Origin of the sequence: Parafrankia elaeagni (assembly GCF_000374165.1) — a bacterium.
Classification (GTDB): Bacteria; Actinomycetota; Actinomycetes; order Frankiales; family Frankiaceae; genus Parafrankia; species Parafrankia elaeagni.
The window spans coordinates 25,455-49,929 of record NZ_KB893705.1 but is presented as its reverse complement, the minus strand read 5'-3'; the positions used below and the strand labels follow the sequence as shown (position 1 = coordinate 49,929).

Genomic DNA, 24,475 nt, shown 5'->3' with positions numbered 1-24,475 from the left:
CCCGAGCGGGCTGGTGACACCGCCGCCCGTCAGGCGGGCTGCCGGCCCGTCACGGAAGGGCCGGAGCACCCACAATGGGGCGACCATGCACTCTTCCTGCGCTTCCCGACATGCGCCTGAAATCGGGATCTCCACCACCGCGACCCGGGGCTCGAAATGATCATCGATCGTGCCCGGGTGGCCACGGCGCTGCCCGGCTACGACCTCGGACCCGAGCTCGGCCGCGGCGGATCGGCCGTGGTTCTCGCCGCGACCGACGACGCCGGCCGCCGGGTCGCGGTCAAGGCGATGGCGCTCGGCGCCGAGGAACGAGCCGTGTTCGGCGCCACCGGCGCCCCGAGGGCCGTCCCGGCCGCCGGACCCGACGCCGCGGCCGAGGCCCGGCTGCTCTCCGCGCTCGACCACCCGCACCTCGTGCAGGTCTCCCACCACCTCGTGCACGGGGAACTCGCACTGATCGTCATGGAGCTGCTCGACGGGGGCAGCCTGCAGAGCCGGGCCGCGGCCGGCGTCTCCGCCGAGACAGCCTGCGCGATCGGTCTCGCCACCGCCGCAGCGCTCGAACACGTGCACGCCCGCGGCATCCTCCACCGCGACATCAAGCCGTCCAACATCCTCTTCACCGCCGACGGGACGCCGAAGCTGACCGACTTCGGCATCGCGCACGCCCAGGGTCCCGGCTCCGGACGCCGCGGACCCGCTCCCGGGGGGACTCCCCGATACATGGCGCCCGAACAGTTCACCCTGGACGAACTGGGGCCTGCGACCGATCTGTACGGCCTCGCCGTGGTGCTTTACGAACTGCTCGCCCGCCGCCCGCTGTTCCACGTGCGGCCGCCGACAGCCGAGCACTGGGCCCGGCACCACCTCACCGTCACACCACGACCGCTCGCCGGCGTCCCGGAGCCGGTCGCCCGGGTCGTCGAGCGCGCTCTCGCCAAGGAGCCGGCGCACCGCCCGGCGGACGCGCGCGAGTTCGCGCTCGCCATGGCCCAGGCCATGGCTCGCTCCCGCGGCCCCGGTTGGCTCGCCCGCTCGGGCGTCCCCGCCGTCCTGGACGAGGCGGTCGAGGCCGCGGCCAGCCCCCCTCCCGCGTCGGCCGGGCCGGCACCGGACCACCTGAACCGCCCGGTCCTCACCGACCACGGGCTGGAGCTGGTGCTGGACGACGCCGCGCATCCGGTTCCCGCCCCGATCGACCACGGGCCGCCGGCCCTGCCACCGGCCCTGCCGCTCTCCTGCGGCGCTCCGCCCGTCGGGGGCACACCGTCAGGCGAGGACACACCACCAGCCGACGCCGGCCTGCCCGCGCAGGCCGCTCCGCCGGTTACGAGCGCTCCCGCCGGGGAGGCGGCGCCCACCGGTCCCACTCGACCGGCCGACACCGGGCCGGCAACGGAGCACCCCGCGCAGGCCACAGGGGGCGCTGTGCCCGCGGGTACCCCACCGGGCGCCGAGGCCTCCGAGCGGGACGTGGGCCCGCAGACCCGGACGGGCGCGGGCGGCCAGGCCGGTGCCCGCGCCGCGGTGCGGTCCGTGCCCAGCGCCGGGCACGGACCGGCGAGGCCTGGCGCTGCGGTGCGGCCAGGTGCGCGGACGGTGCGGATCGGCATCGCCGTGGCAGCGATGCTCGTTCTTGTGATGATCCTCTTCCTGACGGCATGACGGATCCGCCACCTCACGGTGCCCATCCGGAGCAGGCTGCCCCGCTGGCCAGAGAGGAGCGAATCCGGCGAGAGATGGAGCGGCGGCCCCGCGACCGTCTCGGCCGCCCGCTGCCGCATGGGTCAGTCGGCGTCCCTCCGTTGCCGGAGCATCTCCCGGACAGCCCGCGTGCGGTCCTGCGGACTGCTCAGAACCTCCTCGACGACGGTCTCTACTTTCAGGCCCACGAGGTGCTGGAGGCAGCCTGGCGAGTGGCTCCGAGCGCGGAGCGTGGCCTCTGGCGTGGTCTCACCCAGATCGTGGTCGGCCTGGTGCATGCCGCGCGTGGGAACCGCCGCGGCGCGGTCGCGCTGTTGCGACGCGGGCTGGCCGAACTCGAGCCCCACCTGCGAGAACTCTGCGAGACGACAGCGCAGGGCACGGATGGGACCCGACCCAGCCCGCGGTCAACCGACTCCGGCAGGGAGATACCGGTCGCCATGCCGCCCCCAACCACCGGACAGCCCCCAACCACCGGACAGCCCTCGACCACCGGAGAGGCGCTCCGGCCCGGCTGGACGCAGGACCTTGATCTGGTTGGCGTGGCGCGGTGGGCCACCACACAGCTCGCCCTGCTTGAGCGGGACTGCCGACCGGCGGCGGAACCCCGGCCACCCCGGCTCCTGAGACGCTGACCCGACAGGCGCCCTGACCGGGGACCTGCGCACACCGGCCGGCGGGCACAGCCGTTCCCGACCGTGTGTCTACTCCCGACTGCCCACCGGCGCCGGCGGCCCGGCAGCCCCGGCCTTCGCAGGGGGCCCCACCGGCGCGGTGGCGAGCTCCGCGACAGGGTCGCCGGGGGCGACCGCCTCCAGCAGCGCGAGGAAGTCCCCCTCGTCCCGGACGGGAATCTCCAGGCGCGCAGCCGCCCGGGCCTTCTCGGTGGCGCTGCCCGGGACATTCGTCACCAGCACGCTCGTCCGGCGGCTGACGTTCGCGGACACCTGCAGACCGGCCGCGGCAGCACGGTCGACGAGGGCGGCGCGCTCCGTCGTCGTCGGACCGGTGAAGACCACCCTCATGCCCTGGACCAGGGGCGCCCCAGGGGCCAGCGGGCCGGGGTTGTGGTACTGGCACGGCGGCGGCCGGCCCGACGCCGAGTAGCGCGGGGGGTACACGGCGATGCCCTCGCACTCGACGCCGCACCGTGTCAGCGGCAGCTCCAGGTACTGCTCCCTGGCCCGCTCGAGAATGCGTGGAAGCAGGGCGGCCAGCACCTCGGCGTCGTCCTCGGCGTCATGGGCGCGGCGCTGGGCTATCCCCCAGTGGGCCGCCAGTGCCGCCAGCCGCAGGCTCGTCAGCTCCAGGCCGAGACGGCTGGCGAGAGTCAGGGTGCACAGCCTCCACTCGACCGGCAGCGTCCGCCCGATGCGCAGTGCCTCCCCGGCGAGCATCCGCCAGTCGAAAGCCGCGTTGTGAGCCACCAGCACCCGGCCGGCAAGCAGGTCCGCCAGCTCGTCGACGACGGCGGCGAAAGTGGGGCTGCCGGCCAGCCGCTGCCTGGTGAGGCCGTGGATATGCACTGGCCCGGGATCGCAGCCGGGGTCGAGGAGGGTCGACCAGCGGCCCTCGACGGTGCCGTCAGGCGAGATCAGGACCACGGCTATGGACAGCACCCTGTCCCGCACCGGGGAAAGACCGGTGGTCTCGACGTCGACGACCGCGTACGGGTGGGTGAACCTGGCGGCGGAGCCGAGGGGGTCAGCATTCTCAGCACTCACAGCGGGGAATCATGACGCAGACCACCGACAGGACGGCGCCCCGCGGCCGGGTGCAGTGCGGCGGCTGCGCGATCCTGGTGCGACCGGAGTGACCCGGAGTGCCGCGCGAGGGAAACAGGCGGACCGCGGCAGGCCGTAATGTTATTGTGTTCCCGTTGTTTATGTGCCCGTCGTCACGCGTACGGACGGCCCGATTCGCGGGTGGCCCTCCGGCGCCGCGAGCGGCGGGAGACAGGGCCTGACAGGTGGTTGGCCCGGTGGTGCCCAGCAGGCCCCACCGGCCGTGCGCCGGTCGTTGTCGGGGACGACCAGGCGCATCCCGCACCTGTTGGGAAACACCCGGAGGCGCCACGGCGGCGCCGTCCGGTCAGGAGTGCGGGCCGAGATGCCGCGGCCAGGTGACACCCGAGCGGTTTCGGGACCAGGCGAGGGATTGGAGGGCGGGGGCGCACACAAAAAGGTGGGACGAATGTTCGTCATACAGCCCGACCACCCGCTTCCTCTACAGGAATCAGTCTCCGAGTCGACGCACCCCCTGCGCCGACTTCGCTCGCTGCATGGCTGGTCCTACGAAACCGTGGCGCGTATCGTCGCGGCCCGGGCACGTGAACTCGGTGTCGCCAGTATGGCGGCCCAGCGTCAGAAGATCTGGCGCTGGGAGAACCGCGGGGTGGTCCCCGATCGTATTTCGCAGCTCGCCCTCGCCCGGGAGCTCGGTGTGCCGGACCAGGAGGTGACGGCCCACCCGTGGCCGGCCTGGCTGCCCACGCTCGGCACACCGTCGTGCGCCCAGCAGATCGCGACGCTGCGCGGCATCCTCGAGCAGCTCCGGGAGGTGCTGCGCACCGGTGACAGCATGACGGCGGCGGTGCTGGTCGAGGAGGGCCTCACCGTCCCGGTCGACGATCTGGTGTTGGACACGACCCTGATCCGCAGCTCGGCCGTGCGCGTTGCGATGGCCCGTGCGGGCTGCCACGGCGGCCCGGCCCGCGCCGGTGCCAGCCGGCTCACGGTGGCGGGGCGCCGGGAGGCCGAGGCCCCCCGGCGCGACCTCGGTGAGCGGGCGCCCCACGGGCGGGCTGTGCGGAGATGACCGCTGCCCGCCCTCAGCGTGCAGCCACCGCGACCAGAGCGACGAGCATGACCGTGAGGCACACGATCATGATCCACAACGGAGTGCCGGGTCCCACGAGCATCCACCCGATCGGGAAATGCGCCTGCCGGGCGCCTCGGTGCGCTCCTCTCCCCCGCCGGGAGGCCTTCCGGCCTGCCGGCGCCACGACGGCCCTGGCCACGGGTCGGGCAGACGTGCCGACGGTCACCCTCTGGGCTGTCTGCCTCTGGGCTGTCTGTCGCCGGGCGTGGGCCCGCTGGGAGTGGGCCCGCTGGGAGTGGGCGCCGCCCGCCCGCCGATGCCGGGGCCGGGCAGGCCCGTGGTCGTCCGCCGCCGCGGTGGGCACCGGCGGAGTGGGCACCGGCGGAGTGGGCACCGGCAGGGTGCGGCAGGGCACGACGGACGTCGCCGAGCCCGTCCCGCCACCCGGGCGGCTTCCCCGGGAGGGAGCGCCACCGGGCTCAGCCCGCCCGGCGGACGATCCTGTTCGCACACGCCCGCTCGCCCCACCGGCTCCGCGCACGCCGAGACCTCGGGTCGGCCGTCCGGAGGCGCCGTGGCGGCCGCCGGCGCCAGCCGATCCACCGGCGCCCCCCGACCTGCCGCCGGCCTCGCGCGGCCGGCCGGACCCGCGAGGCGCGCCGCTTCCCCGCGGCGCGCCAGGTGCGCTGGGCTGGCCCGGATCCGTGGTGTCGGCACTGCCGAGGTGCTGGTCCTCCGTGCGCTGCCGGGGAACCGCGTACCGGGCCGGTTCCCCGGCAGCAGCCCGAGGCATGAAGGCCGACCGGCTCGCCGGAGTCGCCGGAGTCGCCGAGCCGGCGGTGCCGGAGCGGGTCGCCGCGGCCGGCCGGGGTGGCCGGCCGGGGCCGCCGGGGCGGCCCGGCGGTGCCGGCAGCGGGCTGGGGCCGGTGGAGTCCACGGAGTCCACCGGCCTGCGCCCGGGTGCCGGTACGGGTGTCGGCGCCGGGCTCGGAGCACGGACGATCGGCAGCCGCGGCCGGTCGTGTCCGTCGAGGTCGAGGATCCGGGGGTCGAGATGCGCGGTGGACAGCCAGCCCTCCGCGATCACCTGGTTGACCAGGGCTGTGAGATCCACGTCCTCGGTGTCGCTGCTGACCGTCGCACCGATGTCCGACATCGCGAGGACCTCGCGGAGCACCGCGGGGATGCCCGGGCGGGCCCGGGCGTTCTTCGTGAGCGTCCGGGCGAGAAGCCCGTAGAGCCGGCCGGGAACCCCGTCGAGGTTCGCCGGGTCGTGCCGGACGCGGAACAGCACCGCGTCGGCCGAGCCGCCCCCGAAGGGGGAACGGCCGGTGGCCGCGTAGGCCACCGTGCAGCCCCAGGCGAAGACATCCATCGCCGGGTCGCTGAACCGTCCACTGACCTGCTCGGGGCTCATGTAGGCGGGGCTTCCGACCGAGCATCCGGCACCGGTCAGCGAGATGGTGTCGGCGGCCTGCGCGATCCCGAAGTCGACGACCCGCGGGCCGTCGCGGGTGAGGAGCACGTTGGAGGGCTTCAGGTCACGGTGGACGACCCCGGCCTCGTGGATCGCGACCAGCGCCTCGGCCAGGCCCACCGCGAGCGTCCGCAGCGCGTCGCCGGCGAGCGGGCCGTGCTCGCGCACGTACTCGGCCAGGCTGGGACCAGCGAGGTACTCCGTGGCCAGGTAGGGCGGATCACCGTCGGGGTCCGCCGCCAGGATGCGGGCCGTGCAGGCGCCCGCCACCCGGCGGACGACCTCGATCTCGCGCCGGAAACGCGCGCGGAACTCAGGATGATCGGCGAACTCCGCCCGGATGACCTTCACCGCGACCGGCGGGCCGTCCGGACCGTCCTGGGTCCCGTAGTAGACCGTCCCCATACCGCCCGTACCGATGCGGCGGGTCAGCAGGAACGGCCCCAATCTCCGCGGAATCTCCATCCGCCGGTCTCCCCCCGGTCTGACTGGCATGGGGCGCTGCCGTCCGGGGCGGGACGTCCGGTGCCCGGCGTCCAGATCTCCACGGCGCCCCGTCCCGAACCGGGACGAGGCCGACGAGCGCCCAGGAGAAGCGTGCCTGGCCCAGGGGGCATGAGGGGCTTTCGGCCCGGACCGTGCCGCCGCTTACACCCGTTCGGACCAGCCGGCGCAGCCCGGAGCGATCAGGGCCCCGCGGGGCTGCCGGGCCGGCCGAGCACCGCGGCGACCCGCTCGGCGAGGCGCTCGCCGAGGTCCGCGACCTCCACCCAACGGGCACCGGCGACCTCGTCGGCGGCGAGAACGAGGAGGTCGTGGGCCCCGCCCGGCCGGTGGCTGCGGGCACCGGCCGGGCCGGTGCGCGGCGCCGGTTCCACCATGGCGGCGGGAACACCGCCCGGCCCGCCGGCGCTGAGCGCCACCGGCCCCGTCCACAGCCTGGCCGGGCCGGCTCCCCCGGATGCGGTTGGCCGTCCGCCCACCGAAGTGGTGGGGTCCGGCGAGGTGGGGCCCGGCGTGATCGGACGACCGGCGGCGGCGCTGCCGGCGGACAGGTCGTTGCCGCGGATGGTGACCACGAAACGGAAGTCGTAGTGCATGTGGTCCTGCGGCTCACGCCGGTGCGGGTGCGCGCCCACCCAGTGGATGTCGACGTCCACCGGGTAGGGGACGACCGGGTCGACGCCACGGCGGCCGACCCCGGTCTCCTCGGCGAGTTCCCGCAGGGCTGCGCCGAACAGGGAGAGGTCTCGGTCCTCGACATGGCCGCCGGGCTGCAGCCACAGACCGGACGCCCGGTGATGGATCTGCAGGACCCGGCCCTCCCTGTTGACGGCCACCATCGAGCAGGTGACGTGGCCTGGCAGTGTCCTGCGCCAGGTGAGCCGGGAGGAACCGGCGGCGGTGCTGTCTGCTGCCCTCAGCAGCGGTGCGAGCCGCCTGCGGTCACCCGGGTGTCGGGCCAGGCAGGAACGCAGTGCCTGCCCGACCGCCTCGTTGGTGATGCTCATTGCTCCGCCTCCGATTCCGGGCCCGCCGCCGCCGGGATCCGACCACCCCGATCATCGCCCAACCCGGGCCATCGCGGGGGAACAGGGCGGTACCGCGAGCTTTCCCTCGGCATGGAGAACCCTCCTTCGCCACTCGCCGGGCGGGCCGCGGAAGTATGTCGAAGAACTCAGGGTCGCTCAGTCCGATTTACGACACCTTTACGTCGTCCGTGCATTTCCGATACCGCTTGGGCTGCCGGGAGGCGGACCACCCGGACAGGCCGGTGGATTCGGCGGGACGTGCCCGCCGCGGCCGGTGACGTGACCCGGGCGGTTCGGCATCTCGCCCCCGCACCCGCAGTCGCACTGCCCGCGGACCCGCCCGACACTGCACAGGGACCGGGAGAACACTCCGTCATGGTGGTGAACCGGCCGGCGGAGATCTGGTCAGATCACATGGCGCAGCCACCGGGACGCGATCCGCACCTGCGACGGTGACAGCACGGCGCGAACCGAACGCGTACGGTACGAGCGCCGTCATGCCCGAGATGACCGCGAAGATCAGGCCTCGGGCCGATTTTCGCCGGGCTCCGGGACGTCGTACAGTGCTCCGTACCAATGACACGGTCTAAGTAGAGTGCTCGGGAGTCACCCGCTCGGCCACCGGTCAGCGCCACGGCCCGCGATTCCCGGCCCTGACGTAAGGGTAGCTTTGTCGACGATGCGCAGGGACGAATCCGTTCCCAGTCTGGTCCGACGCAACACTCTCCAGATCGGAGAGGTTGCCGAGCGGGTGGGATTGTCGCTGCGTACGGTGCGCTACTACGAAGAGGCCGGGCTTCTCGTTCCGGCCGGCCGGACCCCGGGCGGATTCCGTCTGTATGACGACGACGCCGTCAGCCGCCTGCTCCTCATCCGGAAAATGAAGCCGCTGGGTTTCACCCTCGACGAGATGCGCTCGCTGCTGGCCGTCCGTGATGAGCTCATCGACCCGCAGCTGGCATCCGAGCGGCGGGCCGAGCTGCGGGAGCGGCTCCGTACCTGGGTCGTTCTGGCCGAGCAGAAACTTGCCACCCTGCGCGAGCAGGCCGGTGTCGCGGAGGATTTCGTCGTCGGTCTGCACGATGACGTCGAGAGATCACAGACGACGGTCCGGAGCGAGAGCCGCGACGAGCTGCCGGAGCACTGACGAGCCACCGGAGCACCAGGGCGGTCTGCCGATGGACCGTGCCCGGACGGGCGGCGTGCCCGGCGCCGGGTCGCCGGGTCACGGCGGGCCCGCAATATGCTGGGACGGGTCCCGCCGGCGGCAGCGCGCCACCCGGATCCGGTACCGCCAGCGGTCGCGCCCACCCACCGTCATCTGCCCGCGATACCGACATAAGGGTCGAATTGTCCACGACAGGGAACATCACCCCTTCCGCAGCCCACCGCGGCGTCTACGAGATCGGCGAGGTCGCCACCCTGGTCGGGCTGTCCCTGCGGACGGTCCGTTTCTATGAGGAGGCCGGTCTGCTCGTGGCCGTCGGGCAGGCCGCTGGCGGCTATCCGCTTTACGACGACGACGCGCTCGAGCGCTTCCTGCTCATCAAGAAGATGAAGCCCCTGGGATTCACGCTCGACGAGATGCGGGCGCTGGTCGGTCTCCGTGAGGAGATCGAACGGGACGGTCTCCCCCACGAGCGCCGGGAGGAACTGCGTGAGCGGCTCGCCACCTGGGTCAGTCTCGCCGAGGAGAAGCTGGCCTCTCTGCAGGAGCAGGTCCGCGTCGCGGAGGCGTTCATGGTGATGCTGCACGACGACACCGCGCGGACCCGGCTGCGTTTCGACGGCGACCCGGGCATCTTCTGATCTGACGGGCCCGCCCTGGCCCGCCTCCCCCGTGCCAGGTCGGCCGGCACAGGCGCCAGGTGCCGTCTGCCGCGGGCAGATCTGCCGGGGGCAGACATCCCCTCCCGCGGGCCGCCTTCTCGGCGAGGCTGACTTCGCCGGCCCCTGCACGTGATCCCCGACCCCGCCGGGCCGGCGGGAGGTCACCACAGCCATGAACACCCTGCGCACCGGGCACACCGGACACGCACCCGCCGCCGCGTCCGCACCGTTCGAGGACCAGGTGTTCCAGCGGCTGCTCGCGAACCGCATCGTCTTCCTCGGCGCGGTGGTCGAGGACGCGATGGCCAACGCCATCTGCGGCAAGCTCCTGCTCCTCGCCGCCGACGACCCGGCAGCCGACATCTTCCTGTACATCAACTCACCGGGTGGCTCGGTCAGCGCGGGCATGGCCATCTACGACACGATGCAGTACATCGGGAACGACGTCGCCACCGTCGCGCTGGGGATGGCCGGGTCGATGGCGCAGGTACTGCTCACCAGTGGTGCGCCCGGCAAGCGGTATGCGCTGCCCCACGCCAGGGTGCTGATGCATCAGCCCTCCGGGGGGATCGGCGGGTCGACAGCGGACATCTCGATCCAGGCGGAGCAGCTGCTCGCCGCCAAGCGCCTGATCCAGAAGCTGATCTCGACGCATTCCGGGCAGCCGGTGGCACGGGTCGAGGCCGACTCCGACCGCGACCGCTGGTTCACCGCCGACCAGGCCCGGGAGTACGGCCTGGTCGACGAGGTCATCGACAGCGCCGGCCGGATGGCCACCGACTCACACCGAGACCGGCACACCCCACGTTCCGTGCCACGCACCGCCTGAGCCGCGGGTTCCCGGGTGGGTGCGCACGCGGGCGCGCGTGCGGGCGCGCACATGGGCCGGGTGCCCCGGCCCCGGCCGGACCGCGTGCCGGAGCACTGCCGGGCCGCGCCGCGGGCGATCTGCACCCAGGTGGATCGCCTGCCGGCCCGTGGCCGCACGCGCCTCGTACCGGCCGGCCGGCCGTATCACCCGGGCCCCGCCCACGGCGGCGACCGGACCCCGCGGCTCCGGGCCCGCGACGATCTCGTGGGCGGCGACAACGGCTCCCGCCGCGGGTGCGGCCGGCACGGTGTGTCGTGCCGGCAGCGGCTCATACCGCACCAGCTCGCTCATCGCCGCCGCGAGCAGGTCGACCACCCGGATACCCAGCGCGCGGCAGATCGCCGCGAGCACCTCCGAGGAGGCCTCCTTGCGCCCGCGCTCCACCTCCGAGAGATAGGGCATCGACACCTGGGCGGCCGCGGCGACGTCCCGCAGGGTGCGGCCCTGCTGGCGTCGCACCCTGCGCAGCACCTCGCCGAACAGGTCACGCAGCGGTGGCGTGGCCACCCGGCGCTCGGGTGTGACACCGCTCCCGGCGGTTTCTGCTCCGTCCGTCACCGCGCTGCCCGCCGCCTCTCACCGTGCTCGACATCATCGGCCCCTGCGCGCAGGGTACGCGGGCGGGCGCACGGGCGGAACAGCCACCGAGGTCCGGCACTGCCCGGGAAGGGCCGGGAGCGGCAGAGGCACGGCAGGACGTCAGGGGAACGGCAGGGCGGTCAGCCGCCGGCGGCGGCGTGGAGGCGGTGGGCGAGGGCGGTGTGCCGCTGGCCATGCCCGGCCGAGCGGACCGCCTGGCCGATCGCCCGCCGTGACCCCACCAGCACGACCAGCTTCTTCGCCCGGGTGACCGCCGTGTACAGCAGATTGCGCTGCAGCATCATCCAGGCGCTGGTCGTCAGCGGGATCACCACGGCCGGGTACTCGCTGCCCTGCGAGCGGTGGATCGTCACCGCGTAGGCGTGGACCAGCTCGTCCAGCTCGGTGAAGGCGTAGTCGACGTCCTCGTCCTCGTCCGTGCGCACGGTGAGGGTCTGGTTCTCGTCGTCGAGCGCGGTGACGACACCGAGGGTCCCGTTGAACACCCCGTTCGCGCCCTTGTCGTAGTTGTTGCGGATCTGGGTGACCTTGTCGCCGACCCGGAAGACCCGCCCGCCGAACCTGCGCTCGGGCCGGCCGGGCCGGCTCGGGGTGAGCGCCTCCTGCAACGCGGTGTTGAGCGCGCCCGCGCCGGCGGGGCCGCGGTGCATCGGGGCGAGGACCTGGATGTCACGGCGCGGGTCCAGGCCGAACTTCGCCGGGATGCGCCGGGCCACCACGTCGGCGGTGAGGCGGGCGGCCTCCTCCGCGTCCTCGGCGGTGAAGAGGAAGAAGTCGTCGAGCCCGCGGACGAGCGGCTGGTCGCCGCGGTTGATCCGGTGCGCGTTGGTGACCACGCCCGACTCACTGGCCTGGCGGAACACCTGGGTCAGCCGGACGTGCGGGATGGGGGTGCCCGGCGCGAGCAGGTCGCGGAGCACCTGCCCGGCGCCGACCGACGGGAGCTGGTCGACGTCCCCGACGAGCAGCAGGTGCGCGCCGGGCGCAACCGCCTTGATCAGCTTGTTGGCCAGCAGCAGATCGACCATGGACGCCTCGTCCACCACGATGAGGTCGGCGTCGAGGGGCCGGTCACGGTCGAAGGCGGCGTCGCCGCCGGGGCGCAGCTCCAGCAGCCGGTGCACGGTGGACGCCTCGTGCCCCGTGAGCTCGGCGAGCCGCTTGGCGGCCCGTCCGGTCGGGGCGGTGAGCACGACCTTCGCCCCCCGCGCGCGGGCGAGCTCGACGACGGAGCGGACGGTGAAGCTCTTCCCGCAGCCCGGCCCGCCGGTCAGGACAGCCACCCGGGAGGTGAGTGCGAGGGTGACCGCGGCGCGCTGGGCCTGCGCCAGCTCGGAACCGGTGCGCCCGCGCAGCCAGTCCAGCGCCCGCTCCCAGTCGACGGTGGCGAACGCGCCGAGCCGGTCGGTGCCAGCCCGCAGCAGCCGCAGGAGCTGCGCCGCCACCGAGACCTCGGCCCGGTGGAACGGCACCAGGTAGACGGCGGTGACGGGTTGTTCCGGGTCCTCGCCGGGAACCTCCTCCCGGGTCACCCCCTCCTCGACGACCAGCTCGGCCAGGCTCTCGATCACCGCGCCGGTGTCGACGCCCAGGATGCGCACCGCGTCACTGATGAGGCGGTTCTCCGGCAGGAAGCAGTGGCCGCCGTCGGTCGCCTCGGACAGGGTGAACAGCAGACCCGCCTTGATCCGCTGGGGACTGTCGTGCGGGATGCCGACGGCCTGCGCGATCGTGTCGGCGGTGCGGAAGCCGATGCCCCACACGTCCGCGGCCAGCCGGTACGGCTCGGTGCGCACGACGCCGATCGAGGCATCCCCGTACTTCTTGTAGATCTTGACGGCCAACGAGGTGGAGACTCCCACGCCCTGGAGGAACAGCATGACCTCCTTGATGGCCTTCTGCTCCTCCCAGGCGGCCGCGATCGCCTTCGTGCGTTTCGGGCCCAGGCCCGGCACCTCGATCAGCCGCTCCGGCGTGCTCTCGATGACGTCCAGCGCGTCGGTGCCGAAGTGGTCGACGATCCGTTCGGCGAAGCGCGGCCCGATCCCCTTGACCAGCCCGGAGCCCAGGTAGCGCTGGATGCCCTGGATGCTCGCCGGCAGGACGGTGGTGTAGTCCTCGACCTGGAACTGGCGGCCGTACTGCGGGTGCGACCCCCACCGCCCGCGCATCCGCAGCGACTCCCCCGGCTGCGCGCCGAGCAGCGCCCCGACGACGGTCAGCAACTCGCCGCCGCGCCCGGTGTCGACCCGGGCGACGGTGTAGCCGGTCTCCTCGTTCGCGAAGGTGACCCGTTCCAGGACCGCCTCCAGCACTGCCAGCTGGAACGGTGGGCGCCCGGCCGGGCCCTGCGGGGCGGGACGTCCCCGGCCCGGAGGCGAACCCGCGGACAGTGGCCCGGCGGACGGTGGCCCGGCGGACGGTGGCCCGGCGAGCCGCGAATCGGCAGGCCGCGACCCGGCGGGCGGCGCATCCACGGACGCGGAGCCGGGGGGCGGGCCGGATTCGGGACGGTGCACGTTGTCTCCGCGGGGCTTGGACTGTCCGACTGGTTCCCGCCGGTGCCTGAACCGGCGGACGCGCCGGGCGCGGCGCCCCGGCGGCAGCGGCGGGAATCCCGCCATCCTCGCCCATCGGCCCGCCGGTTACGACTGCCGGGTCATTACCCGACGGCCGCCGGCCCCGGGCCCATGAACAGGTGGGCGCCGAGCGCCTCGACGACCATGTCCGTGGGATCGGATGATCCGGTGACCAGGTCCAGGCTGTGCCGGGCCGCGAGGACGGCGATGCCGTGCAGGTGCGTCCAGGCGAGCAGGGCCTGCCGGCGGGCGCGCTCCGAGCTGGTCGACGGCGGGCCATCCGTCCCCGGACCGGCCACGACGAGACCACTCGTCGGCGGGCCCTTTGGGGGCTGCCCGGCACTGCGCTCGGCGAGCACCGCGGCGACGAGGACCGTCCAGCTCTCGACCATCGGCAGGCTGCGGGAGCGAAGGTTCTCCCCGGAGCCGATCAGGAGGTCGTGCCGGAACATCAGCTCGAACATGCCGGGCCGCGCGCGTGCGAAGCGGACGTACTCGATCCCGACGCGCACCGCCCGGTCCGCGGCCACGCTGCCGCCGAAGGTGACGCCGGTCGGATCGGGGGCCGGCGATGACGTGCTCAGCACCCGGTCGAACCGGGACGAGAGATCGGACAGCCCTTCGGCCGCGATGGCGGCGAGCAGTGCGGCGCGCGTGGGGAAGTACCTGCGGGGAGCGCCGTGGGAGACACCCGCCCGCCGCGCGATCGCGCGCAGGCCCAGCGCACCCAGGCCCTCCGCGTCGAGCATCTCGACGCCCACCGCTATCAACCGTTCCCGAAGGAGCCCGTCACTCGCCATGTAGACAGTGTCTACCACGAGCTGCTAGACACTGTCTACGCCGGTGGCACCCGCCCGGCCGCCTGTCCGTACACCTCACCGATCCGCGGAGCCGGCATGTGGTACTGGCTGTTCAGAATGCTGTTCATCGGCCCGCTCCTCGGGCTGCTGGCCCGTCCCACCGTCTCCGGCGCGGAACACATCCCGCGCCGTGGGCCGGTCATTCTGGCCAGTAACCACCTGGCGGTGTCAGATTCGTTTCTCCTGGTCCGGCTCGTCCCCCGGAAGATCTCGTTCCTCGCGAAACGGGAGTACTTCACCGGGCGAGGGCTCCGCGGCCGGCTGGTCGCGTGGATGTTCACCGCCGCCGGGCAGGTGCCCGTCGACCGGTCCGGCGGCGCCGCGGCGACGGCGGCGCTCACCGCGGGCGTGCGGGTGCTGCGGGCCGGTGGGGTGTGGGGCGTCTTCCCGGAGGGGACCCGCTCCCCGGACGGACGGCTCTACCGCGGTCGCACCGGGGTGGCCCGGGTCGCGCTCGCCACCGGCGCCCCGGTTGTCCCAGTGGTGATCACGGGCAGCGCGCAGGTGAGCCCGCGCGGCAGCCGCCGCTGGCGGCGCGGGCGGGTTCACATCACCGTCTGCCCACCGCTGGACGTCTCTCGCCACCGCGGCGCGCTGGGGCCGGACGGACTGGGGCCGGACGGACTGGAGGCCGCGGGTCCGTTCTCCGCGCGACAGTGGGCCGTCGTCCGGTCGGTCACGGACGAGGTGATGCGCGTCATCGCGTTGCACTCGCCCCAGGAGTACGTGGACACCTACGCGACGGACCACCGTGGGGCACGCGGCTGTCAGCGCGCCCGGGGACACCAGCCGGCCCAGGGTGGCGGGCCCGACGGGTGACCTGTCGGTGCCGGCACGCAGGGAGGCGGGATGACCGTCACACCCGGCGCCGTGACGGGTGGCGCCGCCCCGCCCCAGGGCGATTACCTGGCCGAACCGGAACTGTGCGGGTGGGCGAGCGGGCCCGGAAAGGCCATGCCCCCGGTTTCGGTTATCCACAAAGGCCATCGGGGCCAACAAAAGCCGCACTTCCGCCTTTACGGTGACCTTCGTGCGCGCCAGAAGGGCCTTTGTGGCCGTATTCGCCCTCTCGATCCTTCTGCTTGGGAGCTGGACAGGTCTTTCGCCCGGGATGAACGCAGCCGCGCAGGCGCAGACCCCGGGTACGGCGTGCGGGGGTCGGATCGAGTCCAACGAGGACGTCACCACGATGATCACCGAGCCGGCGGACTGCCCGGGCTCGGTCAACGGCTACTGGCGCGGCCAGCTCGGCACGGCCTGGAGCCAGCCGCACTACGTCCCCTACCGCAACGGCGAGATCCCGGCGATAGCCTGCGCCGAGGGCGTCGACGATCCGCGGGTGTTCGCCGACAACGCCCTGTACTGCACTCTGGACGACACCGTGGCCTACAGCATGGACTTCATGGCCCAGCTCTCCGACACCGGCGGGCCCTCCTACCCGGCCTTCGTGATCATGCATGAGCTGGGCCACCGCGCAGACAAGATCAGTAACACGCTCGGGCCGGTGTCGCGCGCCGAGGAGAACCAGGCGGACTGCCACGCCGGCAGCCAGGCCCGCTACGCCGTGGACGCCGGCCGCCTCACCTCGAGCGAGGCGGTGAACGGCTCGATGCTGTTCTACAGCCTCGGCGACACCCGCGGCGGCTGGTTCGACCAGGAGGGCTCGTCGGCACCGGACGCCCACGGCACCCCGGCGCAGCGCGCGCAGTCGTTCTCCCTCGGCTACCAGCAGGGCATCACGACCTGCCGGCACATCGGGCAGTCGCCGGACGGCAGCGTCAGCACCGTCTGAGGCCGGCGGCTCAGCGGCTCCTGGTGGCGGGGCCGGGGGTCGTCGTCCGGCCGGAGACCGAGTCCCAGTGGATGCGGACCCAGGTCGGCCGCTCGAGGTTCGCCGCCCACGGAGCCAGGCCGGATGCCTCCAGCCGCGCGATCTCGGCGTCGTCGCGGACCGCCTCGGCGTAGCCGTTCATCAGCACGCTCCAGCCGACTCGGACGGTCGGGTCGTACCCGTCCACCTCGAAGGCGACGGTGCTGTGGTTGGTCGCCGCGGACAGCTTCGAGCCCACCCGGGAACGGAACGCGATGGTGTTCCCGTCCACGATGAAGTTCACGGGCAGCACGAGGACCTCGCCGTCGGCGGAGAAGGCGACCCGGCCGATCCGCTCCCCGCCGACAAGCCGCAGGCAGATGTCGAAGGTGAGGACGCCGAAGCCGGCGTGGTCGCGCGGGATGTCCTGCCCCGGGATGCCGCCCAGGTCGGTGGGCGCCGGGGCAGGGGCGTCGGTCCGCGTCATGACGGCCTCCGTGGTCGTGTGGTGCGTGGTCGGGTGGTCCGTGGTCGTGCGGGCGGCAGTCCGCCCGCCGGGTGGCGCACGGGAACGGTTCTGCGTGGGTACGGGGCCACCGTAGGCGCAGGCCGCCCGGCGCGGGCAGTGTCGGTCGCCGTGTTCGGGTGGTTCGTGCGGCCGGCGGCCGATCCGCCGTCCGGCGGTCCGGTGCGGGGCCGGATGGCCGCCGCCCGCCCGGCCGGCCGCACCAACGCGGGCGCAGGCTCGGAGCGACAAAGCGCACGTCCGGGGGCGAAGCCACCAGGTGCCACCACCATCCGAGAACAGGCGACTACTTTCGGTACATGGACCTTCAGTACATGGACGAGGTTCCTCAGGGCGTGGGCCGGACAGCGCTCGCGACGGCCTGGATACGGGCCGAGGCGAGCTGCCGACCGGACCGCCTGTTCGACGACTGGCTCGCGCGGTCCTTCGTGGACGCCGCCGGCGACGCGGTACCCATCCATGGCGCACTGCGGGCTGACGGAACCGACGGAACCGACGGGGCTGACGGGGCTGACGGGACCGCCGACCTGGTCGAGACCATGAGCACCTACATGGTCGTCCGCACCCGCTTCTTCGACGACGAGCTGACCGCCGCGGCCGCCGCGGGCTGCCGGCAGGTGGTGATCCTGGCGGCCGGCCTCGACAGCCGTGCCTTCCGGTTGCCCTGGCCGCCCGGGACGCGGCTGTTCGAGCTGGACCAGCCGGCCATGATGTCCTTCAAGGAGCGGGTGCTCGCCGGGACCGGCGTCCGGCCCCGGTGCGAGCGCCATGTCGTCCCCGCCGACCTGACCGAGGACTGGGCCGACCGGCTGCTTCAGGCCGGCTTCCGTCCCACCGAGCCGACCGCGTGGCTGGCGGAGGGCATCCTCGTGTATCTGGCGGAGGACCAGGCCGAGCGGCTGCTGGCCGAGATCACCGACCTCTCCGTGCCGTCCAGCCGGTTCGCACTGGAGGACGCGAGGAACCTGGCGGGGGGCATGCTCGACCAGATTCGGCGGAGCTCCCCGATGGGCCAGTTCGCCGACCTGTGGAAGGGCGGGCTCGAAGGAGAGTCACCCGCGTGGCTGGGCGCGCACGGCTGGCGCGGGCGGGAGACCCCGTTCACCCGGATCGCCGCCGGCATGGACCGGCCGGTCTCCGCCGCGCTGCCGATCGAGGGTTACTTCGTGACAGCCCGCCGGGCCGGGTCGTGGGAGGAGACCGGGGTCACCCGCGCCACCGCACCGGCCGCCGCGGGCGTCGGCCTCGGCGCGGCCCCCGGACCGGGTGTCGGACCGGGTGTCGGACCGGGTGTCGGAACCCGTTCCGGACCGGGCCACGTGCGGGGCTCCAACGGTCACGGCGGCGACATTTCGTAGCGCACCCGGACTCCGGGCCCACCACACCCGTACGCCCGCACCCCGGCCATCCGCGCCCGCGTCCGCACACGACCAATTCCACTTTCCGGCGGACGTGGGCACCTGGCCGCGCGGAAGTGAATGCGACGCCGCCTGTTCGCATACTCTGACATGGATGTCCGAGAACGAGATCCTTCGACGAGCGAGCTACGGGCCGACCAGTCCGGTGGTCGGGACGCGCGGTTCACGTACACGCGCACGCGTCGTGGAGACCGCACTGGCGCTATTCGAGACCCAGGGCTTCCACGGCACGTCGGTGGATGACATCGCCACAGCTGCCGGTGTGTCCCGCGCCACGCTCTATCAGTATTTCGAGAGCAAGGAGCAGATCTTCGTCGAGCTGCTCCAGGAATGCGGAACCGCGCTCATGCGGGTGGTCCGCCGGATCGGTCCGCTGGAACCCACCGAGCTCGGGTTCGACAATCTGCACTGGTGGCTCGGCGAGTGGGCCTGGGTCTACGACAAGTACGCCACGATGTTCGTCCAGTGGGCGAACATCAGTTCTCCCGGCACGTCCATCCCGGACATGGCCAGCCGCTTCCTGGCCGATTACCACGAGCGGATCGCCCGCCGGCTGGCCTCCTCCGGCGTGTCTGGCATCGACCCCGCGGATGCGGCCGTCATGCTGACGACGCTGGTGAACGCCTGCAACTACGCGAGGCACGCCGGCCCGGCGGCGCGCGGCGGGCGGTCTGGCGGCCATGCCGGCTCCGGCGGTCCCGCCGGCACCCCACCTGGCTCCGCGGCCGGCGCCGCGGGCACCGGCGGTCCTTCCACCCGGGCCGGCGCCGCCGGTGTGATCGGTGCGGAGCAGCTGACCGACAGCCTGGCCGTGATCGTCCAGCTCCTTCTTTTCCCGCAGACCCCGCCGACCGTTTTCGCCCAGCTGGGGCGCGATATTCCGGCGCCGCGGCCGCCCAGCACCGGTGAACGCCTCTGGTCGGCGCCGCCGGCCGCACCGCTTCGTCCCGCGGTCCTCCCGCCGCCACCCGAGGACAGGTTCGCCGCACTCAGCAGCCGCGCCTCCGCCACGGTCGGCCGACTGCTCGACGCGGGCGTCGAGTGCTTTACCGAAAAGGGTTACCACCAATGCTCGGTGGATGACGTCGTCTCGATCGCCGGCTACGCCCGTGGAACCTTCTACAAGTATTTCGACGAAAAACTCGACCTGCTCGTCGCGCTGAGCGACCAGGCACTCCGTACGATCTCCGAACTCGACGACCGGATGTGCCGGGCCGCTTCGGCCGCCGATCCTGATCCGCTGGCACTGCGGAGCTGGCTGACCGACGTCGCCACCTTCGCGCTGCGTTACCTCGGCGTGACCCGCATCTGGCTGGACCAGCAGCCGCAGCATCCGCGGCTGGAGGCGGCCCGGGCCGCGGTGGGCGAGCGGCTGCGCACCGGGTACGGCGGTCTCGTCGGGGCCGGCCGGTCGCCGCACCCGCTCGACCCGCAGGTGGCGAGCATCGCGTTCTTCGCTCTGGTCGAGCAGCTGCCCGAGGCGCTGCTCGGTATGGACCGCGGCCGCTCCGTCGCGGGGATCGTCGATCTGGTCGCGACGGCACTCGAGCGCACCCGGCTCCGCCCGCCCGCCACGCCCGCGGCCGGCCCGGGGAGCCGGGCCCCGTCATAACCGCATAACCGCCGTTCGACCGTCGCTGTTCGACCAGGTCAGTCACCCCGGGGCGTCGCACTGTCGCGGGCAGCGACTTCGCGCGTGATGTACAGAACACGCATAACCTGATGGCCTGTCCCACGCACGGACCACCCGCAAAGTGCACGGCGGGACGCCCGATCGAGGAGGTCACACGGGTGAGCACCCTGGTCAAGCCGGGTACGCGTTACAAGTCCACGGTGTGCGACACCGAGGTGATCATAGTCAAGCCATCGTCCGGCCCGATCGACCTGCGCTGCGGTGGGCAGCCGGTGGTGGAGGTCGGCGCGGAGGTTCCCACCGGGCTGACTCTCGACTCGGCGTTCTCCGGCGGCACGCCGCTGGGGAAGCGGTTCGCCGACCCCGAGTCGGGCCTGGAGCTGCTGGCCACGAAGGGTGGTGCCGGCTCGCTGTCGATCGGCGAGGTGCCGCTGCCGCTGAAGGACGCCAAGCCGCTCCCCTCCTCTGACTGACGGGCGGGAACGCACATGCACCTCGGGATGCTGCTGGAGATGGCGGCGGACGGCCTGGCCGACCGCATCGCCCTCGGGCCCAGTGTGGGCGGGCTCACCTTCGCCGAGCTCGCGCACCGGGCCCGCCGGATCGGCGCCGCCCTGCAGACTCTGCCCGGCGACCGTGTCGGCCTGATCGACCTGAACTCCCCCGCCGTGCCGCTGACGCTGTTCGGGTCGGCGATCGCGGGCAAGCCGTTCGTGCCGATCAACTACCGGCTGGCGGACGAGCAGCTGAGGGCGATCGTCACCCGCACCGCCCCCGCGACGATCGTCGTCGGGGCCGGCGTCGCCGAGCGCCTCGGGGAGATCGACGGCATCCACCTGATCACCCGGGACGAGCTGCTAGCCATCGGGGCGGATCCCGAGGCGAAGGAGGCGGACGGCTGGGGCGGCGACGCCGAGGACATCGCCGTGCTGCTGTTCACCAGCGGCACCACCGGCGAGCCGAAGGCCGCCGTCCTGCGCCACCGCAACCTGACCGAGTACGTGATCACCACGGTCGAGTTCGCCGGTTCCGCCGAGGACGAGGTCGCGGTCGTCAGCGTGCCGCCGTACCACATCGCCGGTGTGTCGGCCGCGTGCTCGTCCACCTACTCGGGGCGCCGCATCGTTCAGCTGGAGAGCTTCGAGCCGCGGGCCTGGGTCGACCTCGTCCGGGCGGAGGCGGTCACCCACGCGATGGTCGTGCCGACCATGCTCGGCCGGATCCTCGACGTCATCGAGGCCGACGGGCAGGGCCTGCCCTCGCTGCGGTCGATCTCCTACGGCGGCGGCCCGATGCCACTGCCGGTGATCGAGCGCGCGGTGACGATGCTGCCGAGCGTCGGGTTCGTGAACGCCTACGGGCTCACCGAGACGTCCAGCACCATCGCCGTGCTCGGCCCGGACGACCACCAGGCCGCGATCAGCAGCGACGACCCGGCGGTGCGGGCACGCCTCGGCTCCGTCGGGCGCCCGCTGCCGAGCCTCGAGGTCTCGATCCGCGACGCCGCCGGCGTCGAGGTCCCGACCGGTGAGCACGGCGAGATCTGGGTCCGCGGCGGGCAGGTGTCCGGCGAGTACCTCGGCATCGGCCGGATCGAGAACGACGGCTGGTTCCCGACCCGCGACGAGGGCCACCTCGATGCCGGCGGCTACCTGTACGTGCACGGCCGGCTGGACGACGTCATCGTGCGCGGTGGCGAGAACATGTCGCCGGGTGAGATCGAGGCCGTCCTGATCACCCATCCGGCTGTCGAGGAGGCCGCGGTCGTCGGCATCCCGCACCGGGACTGGGGCGAGCAGGTCGTCGCGGCCGTTGTCGTCACGGGCGAGGTGACCGAGGAGGAGCTGCGGAGCCACGTGCGGGCCAAGCTGCGCTCCAGCCGCACGCCGGAGCACATCCAGTTCCGCACCGAGCTGCCGTTCAACGAGAACGGCAAGCTGCTGCGCCGGGTACTGCGCACCGAGCTGGGGCAGGCCTTCGCCTGACAGCTCGCGGGGACGGGTCGCCGGGCCGGGCATCGGCCGGTGCGGCGACCCGTCCCCGCGCGGTCAGTCGACGGACGCGTTGACGAACACGCCGACACCGTAGGTGGCCGCGGCGGCCGTGAAGCCCAGCAGGAGCTGGCGCGCCCCGCTGTAGAGCGCCGACCGGTCGGTGAACCGGCTGACGGCGACACCGAGAAGGAACAGCGCGAGGCCGGCGAGCAGCGCGGCGGCGGCGAACGAGGCGAACCCGAGCAGGTACGGCGTCACCGGGATCAGTGCCCCGAGCGCGAACGCGCCGAACGACGCCACGGCGGCGCCGAGCGGCGACGGGAGGTCGTCCGGATCGAGACCCAGCTCGCTCTGCACATGGGCCCGCAACGCACTGTCGGGACTGCGGCCCAGCTGCCGGGCCACCGCGTCGGCGGTCCGCGCCTCCACCCCCTGCTCGCGGAAGAACGCGGCCAGCTCCGCCTGCTCGGCCTGCGGGTACAGCTCGAGCTCTCGGCGCTCGACCTCGATCTGGGCCCGCATCGCCTCGTTCTGGGACCGGACCGAGGTGTACTCCCCGGTCGCCATCGAGAAGGCACCGGAGGCCAGGCCCGCGAGGCCGGCCAGAATCACCGCCGGCCGCGCCGCGGCACCGCCGGCGAAGCCGCTGATCAGCGCGACGTTGCTGACCAGCCCGTCCATCGCGCCGAAGACGGCGGGGCGCAGCCAGCCGCCTCCGGGCCCGTGGTGCTTCCCGTGGTGCTTCCCGGACTCGTGGCCGCTCTCGGACGGTGACCGCTTCGGGTCGCGCGCGTCAGGTGTCACGATGCACGAGGTTACGGATCTCGTCAGCCGACATGCACGAACGGACGGCGCCGGCCTCGAACAGGAGCTCTTCGACGCCTGAGCCGATGAGTTCCCGGTGGCCCGGCGGTCTCTCTGTCTGTGGACAGGTGGCGCCGGTGGGCGAGCCAGCTGCTCCCCGCGGACGGGAGGCCCGGTCATGCCCGACGACACCTCAGCCCTGCCGCCGCTCCCGGCCGCGGGCGGCAGCGGCAGCTCCGTGCTCAGGCTCCCCGCGCTGCTGCACCGGGCGGCCCTGCCCGAGCTGTGCGGGCGGCTGGAGGCACTGCTCCGTGACCGCACCGGCCCGCCTGTCATCCTGGACGCGTCCGCCGTCGAGGGGGTGGACGCCGTTCTGGTCGAGACGGTCGCCCGGCTGACCCTTCTCGCCCGTCGCCACGGCCGGGCGCTGCGGGTCGTCGCCCCGCCGGCGCTGCGCGAGCTGCTCTGGCTGACCGGACTCACCCAGCTGCTCGACGGGCGACCAGCCGACGGCCCACCGGGCGGCGACCGCCCCTGACCGCGCGGGGGCGGGCCGGGTCGGGGCCGGGCCGCCTACTCCGGCGCCGGCAGGTGCCCGGGCAGGCCGAACAGCGGAAACACCCGCGCGACGTCCAGGAAGGTGTTGATGCCGGCGACCCGGCCGGCCGAGATCTCCAGCACCACCAGCCCCCAGGCGTCGTGGCCGGAACCGGTGGCGCTCGGCCGGTACTGCCCGAACGCCGGGTGACCGTTCGCGACGGTCGCCACGAGCCGCGAGCCCGCGCAGCCGTAACCGGTGCCGAGCAGCCAGCCGCGGACGTCGGCGTGGCCGCGCAGCCAGAGGTCGAGCGGGGGCATCGACATCGTCACGTCCTCGTGCAGCAGCGCCACCAGCGACTCGATGTCGTACCGCTCGAAGGCGTCGACGTAGCGGGCGAGCAGGGCGCGCTGCGCGTCGTCCGCGGGGCGCAGTGGCTCCGCCTCGGAGATCCCGGCGGAGGCGATCGTGGCCCGCGCCCGCTGCAGCGCGCTGTTGACCGAGGCGACCGACGAGTCCAGCAGCTGCGCGGTCTCGCTCGCCGACCAGCCGAACACCTCCCGCAGGATCAGGACCGCGCGCTGGCGCGCAGGCAGGTGCTGCAGCGCGGCGACGAAGGCGAGCCGCACCGTCTCGCGGCGGTCGGCCAGCTCGGCCGGGTCGGTGGTGTCGGTGCCGCTGGCGAGGACCTGCCCGTCCGGCGCGGGCACGATCCAGGCCGTCTCCGGCAGCGGGGCGCGCAGCGCGGTCTGGGCCGTGGACGGGCCGGCCAGATCCATCGGGCGGGCCCGGCGCTGCCCGGCGCTGAGCATCGTCAGGCACACGTTGGTCGCGATGCGGTAGAGCCACGACCGCAGCGCCGAGCGCCCCTCGAACCGGTCGAGGCCGCGCCAGGCACGGATCATCGTCTCCTGCACCGCGTCCTGCGCGTCGAACGGTGAGCCGAGCATCCGGTAGCAGTAACCGGTCAGCTCCCGACGGAAGGGCTCCAGCAGGCTCGTGGCCTCGGCCCGGCCCTCGCCGGTGGCGGGCTCATCAGCCCGCGGGTCCGAAAGAACTTTGCTCATCGCACACCCTCACTCCGCTGAGACCGCCCGGCCGACCTGCCCTGATCGCCGGTATCGCCTGGCATCGCCATCCCCACGCCCGCCAGTGTGACTCCCGCCTCCGACAGAAATCGTGGTGGCGGTGACGGCCAACCGACATCCCGGGGCACTTCTCCCCCGTGACAACCCGAGAGAAGATCAACAGCTATGAGCGCCGCAGGCACGCTTCCGGCCGGGGGCCCGGCACCGGGGAGTCCCACCGCCGCGCTGCCCGCTCCCGGCGCCATGCCCGCCGGGTCACACCTGCGCGCGATCGCCGACCGCGGCCACCTCACCGTCGGTGTGCTCGCGGACGTCACCTCGCGTGGGCTGGCCCGGGACCGGCTGACGGGCATCGGCCCGGTCATTCCGATTCCGCGCCACCGGGACTGAC

Annotated in this window: 23 protein-coding genes; 14 read left to right on the top strand and 9 right to left on the bottom strand. The window is 73.3% G+C overall.

What is annotated here, in order from left to right:
• Window positions 1-156 precede the first annotated feature (156 nt).
• On the top strand, window positions 157-1,665 hold the full coding sequence (locus tag B207_RS41120; protein ID WP_018635677.1) for a serine/threonine-protein kinase: 1,509 nt from the start codon (window positions 157-159) through the stop codon (window positions 1,663-1,665).
• Window positions 1,662-2,339 (top strand): DUF309 domain-containing protein, encoded by a 678-nt coding sequence (locus tag B207_RS37955; RefSeq protein ID WP_326828386.1) that lies wholly within the window; start codon window positions 1,662-1,664, stop codon window positions 2,337-2,339. The genes B207_RS41120 and B207_RS37955 overlap by 4 nt, the downstream gene beginning before the upstream one ends.
• 69 nt (window positions 2,340-2,408) lie before the next feature.
• Here B207_RS37955 and B207_RS0106295 read toward each other — a convergent pair whose 3' ends face one another.
• Complete coding sequence (locus B207_RS0106295) at window positions 2,409-3,428, bottom strand: DEDDh family exonuclease (protein ID WP_018635675.1); 1,020 nt, start codon at window positions 3,426-3,428, stop codon at window positions 2,409-2,411.
• Between the two features lie 469 nt (window positions 3,429-3,897).
• On the opposite strand from B207_RS0106295, the gene B207_RS41115 reads away from it, so the two are divergent.
• Window positions 3,898-4,521, top strand: coding sequence for a helix-turn-helix domain-containing protein (locus B207_RS41115; protein ID WP_018635674.1), 624 nt, complete (start codon window positions 3,898-3,900; stop codon window positions 4,519-4,521).
• Window positions 4,522-4,534: 13 nt separating this feature from the next.
• Here the strand turns inward: B207_RS41115 and B207_RS37950 are convergent, their stop codons facing one another.
• Both B207_RS37950 and B207_RS0106280 read right to left on the bottom strand, forming a co-directional pair.
• On the bottom strand, window positions 4,535-6,466 hold the full coding sequence (locus B207_RS37950) for a serine/threonine protein kinase (protein ID WP_154675179.1): 1,932 nt from the start codon (window positions 6,464-6,466) through the stop codon (window positions 4,535-4,537).
• 221 nt (window positions 6,467-6,687) lie between these two features.
• Window positions 6,688-7,512 (bottom strand): NUDIX hydrolase, encoded by an 825-nt coding sequence (locus tag B207_RS0106280; RefSeq protein WP_018635673.1) that lies wholly within the window; start codon window positions 7,510-7,512, stop codon window positions 6,688-6,690.
• A 700-nt stretch (window positions 7,513-8,212) separates the two neighbouring features.
• Between B207_RS0106280 and B207_RS0106275 the strand changes: the two genes are divergently transcribed.
• The 3 genes from B207_RS0106275 to B207_RS32810 all read left to right on the top strand — a co-directional run bounded on the left by B207_RS0106275 (window position 8,213) and on the right by B207_RS32810 (window position 10,192).
• Window positions 8,213-8,680, top strand: a complete 468-nt coding sequence (locus tag B207_RS0106275) for a MerR family transcriptional regulator (protein ID WP_051102426.1) — start codon at window positions 8,213-8,215, stop codon at window positions 8,678-8,680.
• Between the two features lie 203 nt (window positions 8,681-8,883).
• A complete protein-coding gene (locus B207_RS0106270; protein ID WP_018635671.1) occupies window positions 8,884-9,342 on the top strand; it encodes a MerR family transcriptional regulator in 459 nt (152 codons plus the stop codon).
• A gap of 193 nt (window positions 9,343-9,535) precedes the next feature.
• On the top strand, window positions 9,536-10,192 hold the full coding sequence (locus B207_RS32810; protein ID WP_018635670.1) for a ClpP family protease: 657 nt from the start codon (window positions 9,536-9,538) through the stop codon (window positions 10,190-10,192).
• On the opposite strand, the gene B207_RS42755 is transcribed toward B207_RS32810, so the two are convergent.
• The 3 genes from B207_RS42755 to B207_RS0106250 form a co-directional block, all read right to left on the bottom strand.
• Entirely contained in the window at window positions 10,145-10,792 is a 648-nt protein-coding gene (locus B207_RS42755) for a helix-turn-helix domain-containing protein (protein WP_018635669.1), read from the bottom strand. The genes B207_RS32810 and B207_RS42755 overlap by 48 nt on opposite strands.
• Before the next feature lie 161 nt (window positions 10,793-10,953).
• Window positions 10,954-13,149 carry an SF1B family DNA helicase RecD2 gene (gene recD2 / locus B207_RS0106255; protein WP_018635668.1) on the bottom strand — a complete coding sequence of 732 codons (2,196 nt, stop codon included), beginning with the start codon at window positions 13,147-13,149 and terminating at the stop codon, window positions 10,954-10,956.
• Window positions 13,150-13,496: 347 nt separating this feature from the next.
• Window positions 13,497-14,213 (bottom strand): TetR/AcrR family transcriptional regulator, encoded by a 717-nt coding sequence (locus B207_RS0106250; RefSeq protein ID WP_035740131.1) that lies wholly within the window; start codon window positions 14,211-14,213, stop codon window positions 13,497-13,499.
• A gap of 96 nt (window positions 14,214-14,309) precedes the next feature.
• On the opposite strand from B207_RS0106250, the gene B207_RS32800 reads away from it, so the two are divergent.
• Complete coding sequence (locus B207_RS32800; protein ID WP_084692015.1) at window positions 14,310-15,092, top strand: lysophospholipid acyltransferase family protein; 783 nt, start codon at window positions 14,310-14,312, stop codon at window positions 15,090-15,092.
• A 292-nt stretch (window positions 15,093-15,384) separates the two neighbouring features.
• A complete protein-coding gene (locus B207_RS0106240) occupies window positions 15,385-16,065 on the top strand; it encodes a neutral zinc metallopeptidase (RefSeq protein ID WP_018635665.1) in 681 nt (226 codons plus the stop codon).
• A gap of 10 nt (window positions 16,066-16,075) precedes the next feature.
• Here the strand turns inward: B207_RS0106240 and B207_RS0106235 are convergent, their stop codons facing one another.
• On the bottom strand, window positions 16,076-16,570 hold the full coding sequence (locus tag B207_RS0106235) for a pyridoxamine 5'-phosphate oxidase family protein (protein WP_026310741.1): 495 nt from the start codon (window positions 16,568-16,570) through the stop codon (window positions 16,076-16,078).
• Window positions 16,571-16,923: 353 nt separating this feature from the next.
• Here B207_RS0106235 and B207_RS32795 point away from each other — a divergent pair, with 353 nt between their 5' ends.
• The 4 genes from B207_RS32795 to B207_RS0106215 all read left to right on the top strand — a co-directional run bounded on the left by B207_RS32795 (window position 16,924) and on the right by B207_RS0106215 (window position 21,645).
• Window positions 16,924-17,967: an SAM-dependent methyltransferase gene (locus tag B207_RS32795; protein ID WP_018635663.1), complete on the top strand. Its 1,044-nt coding sequence runs from the start codon at window positions 16,924-16,926 to the stop codon at window positions 17,965-17,967.
• A gap of 154 nt (window positions 17,968-18,121) precedes the next feature.
• Window positions 18,122-19,639 (top strand): TetR/AcrR family transcriptional regulator, encoded by a 1,518-nt coding sequence (locus tag B207_RS36710; RefSeq protein ID WP_051102423.1) that lies wholly within the window; start codon window positions 18,122-18,124, stop codon window positions 19,637-19,639.
• Between the two features lie 179 nt (window positions 19,640-19,818).
• The gene (locus B207_RS0106220; RefSeq protein WP_018635661.1) at window positions 19,819-20,133 is read left to right on the top strand and encodes a hypothetical protein; all 315 of its coding nucleotides are present in this window, start codon (window positions 19,819-19,821) and stop codon (window positions 20,131-20,133) included.
• A gap of 15 nt (window positions 20,134-20,148) precedes the next feature.
• A complete protein-coding gene (locus B207_RS0106215) occupies window positions 20,149-21,645 on the top strand; it encodes a class I adenylate-forming enzyme family protein (protein WP_018635660.1) in 1,497 nt (498 codons plus the stop codon).
• A 63-nt stretch (window positions 21,646-21,708) separates the two neighbouring features.
• Here B207_RS0106215 and B207_RS0106210 read toward each other — a convergent pair whose 3' ends face one another.
• Window positions 21,709-22,458, bottom strand: a complete 750-nt coding sequence (locus tag B207_RS0106210) for a VIT1/CCC1 transporter family protein (protein ID WP_018635659.1) — start codon at window positions 22,456-22,458, stop codon at window positions 21,709-21,711.
• Between the two features lie 178 nt (window positions 22,459-22,636).
• Between B207_RS0106210 and B207_RS0106205 the strand changes: the two genes are divergently transcribed.
• The gene (locus B207_RS0106205) at window positions 22,637-22,996 is read left to right on the top strand and encodes an STAS domain-containing protein (RefSeq protein WP_018635658.1); all 360 of its coding nucleotides are present in this window, start codon (window positions 22,637-22,639) and stop codon (window positions 22,994-22,996) included.
• Window positions 22,997-23,031: 35 nt separating this feature from the next.
• On the opposite strand, the gene B207_RS0106200 is transcribed toward B207_RS0106205, so the two are convergent.
• Complete coding sequence (locus B207_RS0106200) at window positions 23,032-24,063, bottom strand: sigma-70 family RNA polymerase sigma factor (RefSeq protein ID WP_018635657.1); 1,032 nt, start codon at window positions 24,061-24,063, stop codon at window positions 23,032-23,034.
• Window positions 24,064-24,249: 186 nt separating this feature from the next.
• Between B207_RS0106200 and B207_RS40520 the strand changes: the two genes are divergently transcribed.
• Complete coding sequence (locus B207_RS40520; RefSeq protein WP_018635656.1) at window positions 24,250-24,474, top strand: hypothetical protein; 225 nt, start codon at window positions 24,250-24,252, stop codon at window positions 24,472-24,474.
• Window position 24,475 lies beyond the last annotated feature (1 nt).